8 protein-coding genes are annotated in these 7,064 nt (G+C 30.6%); 3 read left to right on the top strand and 5 right to left on the bottom strand.

Translation table 11 applies throughout. The features are described from left to right. On the top strand, positions 1–810 hold an 810-nt coding region (locus CD135_RS12345), incomplete at its 5' end, for a transposase (RefSeq protein WP_103269563.1). 461 nt (positions 811–1,271) lie between these two features. Here CD135_RS12345 and CD135_RS12340 read toward each other — a convergent pair. Together CD135_RS12340 and CD135_RS12335 are read right to left on the bottom strand one after the other, a co-directional pair. Further along, a complete protein-coding gene (locus CD135_RS12340) occupies positions 1,272–1,679 on the bottom strand; it encodes a transcriptional regulator, SarA/Rot family (RefSeq protein ID WP_017000064.1) in 408 nt (135 codons plus the stop codon). An 81-nt stretch (positions 1,680–1,760) separates the two neighbouring features. Beyond that, the gene (locus CD135_RS12335; protein ID WP_103269561.1) at positions 1,761–2,576 is read right to left on the bottom strand and encodes an alpha/beta fold hydrolase; all 816 of its coding nucleotides are present in this window, start codon (positions 2,574–2,576) and stop codon (positions 1,761–1,763) included. A gap of 84 nt (positions 2,577–2,660) precedes the next feature. On the opposite strand from CD135_RS12335, the gene CD135_RS12330 reads away from it, so the two are divergent. Continuing rightward, positions 2,661–3,170 carry a gamma carbonic anhydrase gene (locus CD135_RS12330; protein ID WP_017000063.1) on the top strand — a complete coding sequence of 170 codons (510 nt, stop codon included), beginning with the start codon at positions 2,661–2,663 and terminating at the stop codon, positions 3,168–3,170. Positions 3,171–3,479: 309 nt separating this feature from the next. On the opposite strand, the gene CD135_RS12325 is transcribed toward CD135_RS12330, so the two are convergent. After that, positions 3,480–3,815: a hypothetical protein gene (locus tag CD135_RS12325; RefSeq protein ID WP_064205370.1), complete on the bottom strand. Its 336-nt coding sequence runs from the start codon at positions 3,813–3,815 to the stop codon at positions 3,480–3,482. A gap of 480 nt (positions 3,816–4,295) precedes the next feature. Between CD135_RS12325 and CD135_RS12320 the strand changes: the two genes are divergently transcribed. Continuing rightward, positions 4,296–5,303 (top strand): proline dehydrogenase family protein, encoded by a 1,008-nt coding sequence (locus CD135_RS12320; RefSeq protein WP_167543686.1) that lies wholly within the window; start codon positions 4,296–4,298, stop codon positions 5,301–5,303. Between the two features lie 97 nt (positions 5,304–5,400). On the opposite strand, the gene ribH is transcribed toward CD135_RS12320, so the two are convergent. Both ribH and ribB read right to left on the bottom strand, forming a co-directional pair. Continuing rightward, positions 5,401–5,871, bottom strand: a complete 471-nt coding sequence (gene ribH / locus CD135_RS12315) for a 6,7-dimethyl-8-ribityllumazine synthase (protein ID WP_017000835.1) — start codon at positions 5,869–5,871, stop codon at positions 5,401–5,403. A 20-nt stretch (positions 5,872–5,891) separates the two neighbouring features. Next, positions 5,892–7,064, bottom strand: a complete 1,173-nt coding sequence (gene ribB / locus CD135_RS12310) for a 3,4-dihydroxy-2-butanone-4-phosphate synthase (RefSeq protein ID WP_103269560.1) — start codon at positions 7,062–7,064, stop codon at positions 5,892–5,894.

Below are 7,064 nucleotides of genomic sequence, written 5' to 3'. Positions count from 1 at the left end.
TTTCATCTAGAATTCGAAAATGAACAAAATCGATTGAAAGTTGAAATTATTGAGATACTTCATCAAACATTTCCTGGCTTAGAAAAACTATTTAAAAACCGTTATTCAATGATTGCCTTAAATATCGCTGAAATATTTACTCATCCTGATTTTGTTCAACAGAATGATATGGAAAGTATCATTTCTACAATTTTAAAATCTACAGATAAAGGGTTATCTCAACGAAAAGCAGAAAGTTATGGAGAAACACTTTTTAAATTAGCGAATGATAGTTACCCTAACGTCAATTCATCTTCGTTCCTAGTTAAAAAAGCACAATTATTAATTCAAAAATTGAAAAAGTCCATTGGACAATTATCACAATTAGATAAAGAAATGATTCAATTAGCTCAAGAACTTGACTGCTTTGAAATTATTTATTCTATACCAGGAATTGGAGATCTAACTGCAGCCATGATAATCGGTGAGCTTGGAGATATATCTCGATTCAAATCAAATAAACAATTAAATGCTTTTGTAGGAATTGATATCAAACGATATCAATCTGGTGGGACACATTATAGAGATACCATCAATAAACGCGGTAATAAAAAGGCGAGACGCTTATTATTTTTGGTAATAATGAATATTATTCGTGGACAACATCGTTATAATAATCATATTGTAGATTATTACTATAAATTAAGAAAGCAGCCTAATGAGAAATCTCATAAGACTGCTGTTGTCGCATGTATTAATCGACTATTAAAAACATTTCATTATTTAATAATGAAACATAAACTATACGATTACAAAATGTCCCCACATTAAATCGTATAATCACATATAGTCTAACACCTTATTCAAAAAAATAAAATTGGACGGTCTTATTAAGTGATGACTATTTTAAACTTAAGCACTTGACTAATCGTAGGAAGAGGGAGTGGGACAGAAATCTTATTTTAATAAATAGATTTCGTAGTCCCATCCCGGCAAGGATGACTAGGGTTGGAAAAAGCTTGATATAAGCGCATTTTCAATCCAGTCAGCTACTGCCATTATATTAAAAGAGGCTGAGACACGTATTTATGTCCCAGCCTCTTTTTTGAATATAACTTATAAAACAAGAGCTATTATTCCTTATTGGATTAACTATAACATTAACTTAAGAATGAACTTTTATCCCCTTGCTCAACTACAACTAATATAATAGAAGAGCCCGAAACAAATTCATGTCCCGGACTCTTTTTACATTTTATAAATTAAATAAGTGGAAGTATATGTAGTTTCGTTTAGATATTACATGTATTAACTATAGATTTGAATTGCTCTTCAAACAAAGTTTGTCTTTTTTTAATTTCCTCACAAGCATATTTAATTAAGTCATTTTTATGCTCGTCAAACTCTTGATTAACTTCTACGATAACTGTTCTTTCATCATCTTCCGGCCTTGTCTTTTTAATCCAACCTTTTTTAACTAAATTATTATATAACCTAGTTCTTTTATATGGTTTGATATCAATGTGTTCGTCCAATTCTTTTAAACTCATTGAACCTTTGTTCCATAAAACTACTAATGTTAAAAATTCTTCTTTTTCAATTTGAAATTCCTCTTCAATATTATCAAAAATATTATTTATATTTTTTTGAATATCATCTAATAAGATTAAGTCACTTATATCGCCCTCTTTATATCCCATAAGCTCTCCTCCAGTGTGTCATATAAATATAATATACCCACAATGATAGGTTTAAATCTTATTATGTATGATTATTATTTCTTATTCTTTATCTTCTATAAGTAAGCCTACGTAATGAATTCGGTTATTCATAAATGATATCAAGTATCTCATGACATTTTCTCGTTCAGGCTCATTGTGTATTTCATGATTTAAACCATGCCAAGATTTATAATAAAGCTCATTTGTATTAATGTGTCTTGCTACTGATTTAATAGAATCTAAGTCAGCAATTTTATCTTCTGTACCTGACATCAATAGTAATGGAATAGATGATATATGTTGAAGATTTTCCATTGTCGTCTTCATCGTTTCTAAAATTGTCTTATACCAATGATAGCTAACTTTATTAAGCATTAAAGCATCGTTATTTGTATCATCGATTACTTCTTTATTTCTAGTTAAACTTTCAATAGTAATTCCAGCGTCAAATTTTGCATCTTTTGCAACTGTACCGAAGCTAGAAGCTAAAAAGTTTCTTCTTGTCGAAATATTTTGTTGAAAAGCTACTAATGGAGAAATAAGTAAAACACCTTCAACTTTTAAGTCTACTTTCTCTAATAAATTTAAAAGAATCAATCCACCTAATCCAACGCCTAAAGTGAAAACAGGTAAATGGTATTCCTCCGCTATTGATAACCATTCTAAAACTTGCTCATGATATTCTTCAAAATCATCTATGTGCCCTCTATGTACTCTTGAAGTTTGTCCTTGACCTCTTAAGTCACCCATAATAACGTGGTAACCTTCTCTACGTAGCTTTGTAATAACGAACGCGTAACGTCCAGTATGTTCAAGCATATTATGTACGATTACTACAATACCTTTAGCTTCTTTTTCAGTTTCCCATTTCCACATAATATATTACTCCTTTTACCTAAATAGCTACTTTTTTGTTAAACTTAGTATAACAAATTTTTTTAAAAGAATGGAGAATCTTGAATGATAAAATCTTTTAACAACAAAACACCTCAAATTGATTCTAGTAGTTATATTGCAGAAAATGCCACAATTATCGGGGATGTTGAAATAGGTAAAGAAAGTTCAGTTTGGTTCAATGCTGTTATTAGAGGTGATGTAGCACCTACAAAAATAGGCAATGGTGTTAATATTCAAGATTTAAGTTGTCTACACCAAAGTCCTGATCAACCATTAATAATAGAAGATAATGTTACAGTAGGACATAAAGCTACATTGCACTCTAGCATTATTCGAAAAAATGCACTGATAGGAATGGATTCTACTATATTGGATGGAGCTGAAATTGGAGAATATGCATTCATTGGCGCAGGTTCACTAGTACCACCTGGCAAAAAAATACCTCCGCGCACATTGGCATTTGGTAGACCAGCAAAAGTAGTAAGAGAATTAACAGACAAAGACTATGAAGAATTAGATAGAATAAATCAATCGTATATAGAAAAGGGAAAAATATATAAAGAGAATCAATAGTTTTTGACATGCACTGACAGAAGATGAAGACGATAAATTGAAGTTGTTGCTTGCGTTGCACGTGAACCGCGTCTTGCAACATTCGGAGACATTATGTTGCACGTGCACCTCGTCTTGCAACATTCACAATAAAAAAAAAGAGGCTGTGACATTAATACAAGTCTCAGCCTCTTTTATTATAATGGCAGTAGCTGACTGGATTGAAAATGCGCTTATATCAAGCTTTTTCCAATCCTAGTCATCCTTGCCGGGTTGGGACTACGAAATCTATTTATTAAAATGAGATTTCTGTCCCACTCCCTTTTTAATTTAAGCAATTTTAAATTTACTGTGCATATACGGTAACTTAACAACGATATAAGAAATTATAATTTCATAGAACATTGAGAAGAATTTTTGGAAGAAGAACAATACATTTTGAGATAGGATTATTCCAAGCCCCTGTCCACTAAATTGATATGTTACTAATAAAAAGTTATCTATTAAATTTAATACAATAACTGTTACAAATACTGTCCACGATTTCTTTGTTATCATAGCTATTAAAATTGCAATAACACTTATTAAAATAGGTTCAAATACGAATAACTGTAAAAAGCTATCTAACGGTTTCCCAAATATATAAAACGCCATATCCCTAAACATAACGATTACTCCTTTGTTAACAATTCTATTCTCATACATTGTAACACGTGACATGGCTATGTTTTATTAAGTTATTCTAAAGATTTAAACCATATCTTAACATTAAATTAATAATTGTATAAATTGAATCTTAACATTAACTTCGCAACAACTTCATAATCGAATGTTATATTGAAAATGTAAACAACGTCATGATTTAAAGGAGCATTAACCTATGCGTTTCTTTAAAAAATTCTTGTTATCTGTTCTAATACTTACGTTTCTCCCTCATGCCATTAGCATAGCATCTGAACCAATTTCTCCTACAATGGATCAAATTAAAGAATAACACCCTTTTCTAGGTTGTTATTTATGTTATTTTTATGTCTTTTTCTTTTATTAGTGTAAAAATATATTTTATTGGTATGAAAACGCTTAACTAAATTATATTATACATGATAGAATAAAAGAAAGAAGATATTTGATTAAGGAGGACTTGCTATGCCTGTCGTTAAAGATTTTTTTATTGCATTATCTAACAATAAGTTTATGAATGAATCAGCTAAGAGAATGGGTCCTGCACTTGGTGCGAAAAAGGTTGTAGCGGGAGTTGATATTGATTCAACAATCGATACAGTAGAGAAATTAAATGAAAGAGGAATTTCTTGTACGTTAGATAATTTAGGTGAGTTTGTAACTTCACGCCATGAAGCTTTAGAAGCACAACAAAATATCGTCGAAATAATGCGACGATGTTATAACGCTAATATTCAAGCACATGTTTCAATTAAGTTAACACAATTAGGGATTAATATTGATAAAGATTTTACTTATCAAAATACTCGGGAAATTTTATTAAAAGCTCAAGAATTTGATAATTCATTTGTTAACATAGATGCTGAAAAATTTGAAGACTTAGTTGGCATTACTGAAATACTTGATAAATTGAAAAATGAATTCAATAATGTCGGCACAGTAATTCAAGCATACTTACACGACGCAATGAATATTATGGATAAGTATCAAGATTTAAGGCTTCGCTTAGTAAAGGGTGCTTATAAAGAAGGCTCTCACATCGCTTATCAAACTAAAGAAGAAATAGATAGAAATTATATAAAGTTAATTGAACACAGACTGTTAACGGCTAATGCTTTTACATCTATTGCTACACATGATCACAACATTATTAATCATGTTAAACAATTTGTAAAAAACCATAATATCGATAAAAATTCATTTGAATTCCAAATGCTATACGGTTTCAGAACTGACTATGCATATGAATTAGCTGACGAAGGATACAACTTTACTATGTATGTACCATTCGGGGAAGATTGGTTCGGTTATTTCATGCGCCGTTTAGCAGAGAGACCTCAAAATATTAATCTAATGCTATTAGATATATTCAGTGCAAAAAACAAAAAGACATTTATCACGGGAGCGGCAGGAGTTGCAGCTGCATCATTGTTAACAATTGGTAGTATTGCATTGTTTAAGAAAAACAAATAAAACAATAATCATTACACGGTTTTAATTATATTTAATAGAAAAACTCCTAATACATCGGTTTATAACCAACATGTTAGGAGTTTTTTTATGAACTATTTTATATTGTTTTTTCTATATTTTTTAATAAGTTAGCCATTTCAATAGCTGCTAGAGCTGCATCTCCACCTTTATTACCAGCTTTTGTACCTGCTCTTTCTATTGCTTGTTCTATTGTTTCCGTAGTTATAACACCAAAGATAACAGGTATATCTGTTGTATCACTTACTTTAGATACGCCTTTTGCTACTTCATTACATACGTAATCATAATGTGTTGTTGCGCCTCTAATTACACAGCCTAATGTAATGACAGCATCATAATTCCCTGAGTTAGCTAATTTTTTAGCTACTAATGGAATTTCAAAAGCACCCGGAACATAAGCTACATGTACATTTTCTTCTTCGACATTATGTCTAATTAAAGTATCTTTTGCACCGTCTAATAGTCTTCCTGTAATAAAATCATTAAATCTACCTACTACAATTGCTATTTTTAATTCTGATCCATTCATTTTACCTTCAAATTTCATTTAAATTCTCTCCATTTCAATTATAATAAATGACCCATTTTTTCTTTTTTTGTATCAATATAAGATTGATTATTAACGTTAGGATTCATCACTACTGGTATTCGTTCTGTTATTGTAATACCTAAGTCGTTTAGCTGTTGAAACTTATCTGGATTATTGCTAATCAGTTTAATACGATTTATATTAAAATATTTCAATATATGAATAGCTTCTGTATAATCTCTTAAATCCGCTTCAAACCCTAAAGCTTTATTAGCTGTGATTGTATCGTAACCTTGTTCAATTAATTCATATGCCTTTAATTTATTAATTAAACCAATACCTCTACCTTCTTGTGGTAAATATAAAATAATACCACCATGCTCTTTGATGTATTTCATCGCATACTCAAGTTGTTCACCACAATCACATCTCGCACTGTGAAAAATATCTCCAGTTAAACAAGCTGAATGAATACGAACGTTCGTATCATTTTTTATGTCACCTGAAGTAATCGCTAAATATTCTTTGTCGTCCAATTGTGATGAAAAACCATACATATCAAATTCTCCAAAAGATGTTGGCAATTTAATTTTCGATTCAAATTGTACGATTTGATCATGTTTTTTTCTATATTTTACTAAGTCTTCTATCGTTATCATTTTCAAATCATGTTCTAATTTAAATGTATATAGTTCTTCACGGTTAGACATAGTTCCATCATCATTCATTATTTCACAAATTGCACCAGCTGGTTTTGCGTCAGTTAATTTTGCTAAATCTATACAAGCTTCCGTATGCCCTATTCTTTCAAGCACACCATTGTCTTTCGCAATTAACGGAAAAACATGTCCTGGTTTAACAAAAGCATCGCCGGAACTTTCACTGTTTAACGCTTTAATTGTATCCGTTCTTTCAAATGCACTAATACCAGTAGTTGTAGATATGTGATCAACACTTACAGTAAAAGCTGTTTTGAATTTATCATTAGTACTTGTCATAAGGTGTAAATCAAGTTGAGTTGCAATCTGTTGACTAATAGGCGCACAAATTAATCCTCTAGCAAATTTAGCCATAAAATTAATTGTATCAACAGTTAAATATTCTGATACTGCTATTAAGTCGCCTTCATTTTCTCTATCTTCATCATCCACTACAATAACAGGGTTGCCTAACTTCAAATCTTCTAATGCCGCTTCAATACTATCAAACAT

Origin of the sequence: Mammaliicoccus lentus, assembly GCF_002902755.1 — a bacterium.
Classification (GTDB): Bacteria; Bacillota; Bacilli; order Staphylococcales; family Staphylococcaceae; genus Mammaliicoccus; species Mammaliicoccus lentus.
The sequence above is the reverse complement of the archived record's forward strand: the minus strand, read 5'-3'. Positions and strand labels throughout refer to the sequence as shown.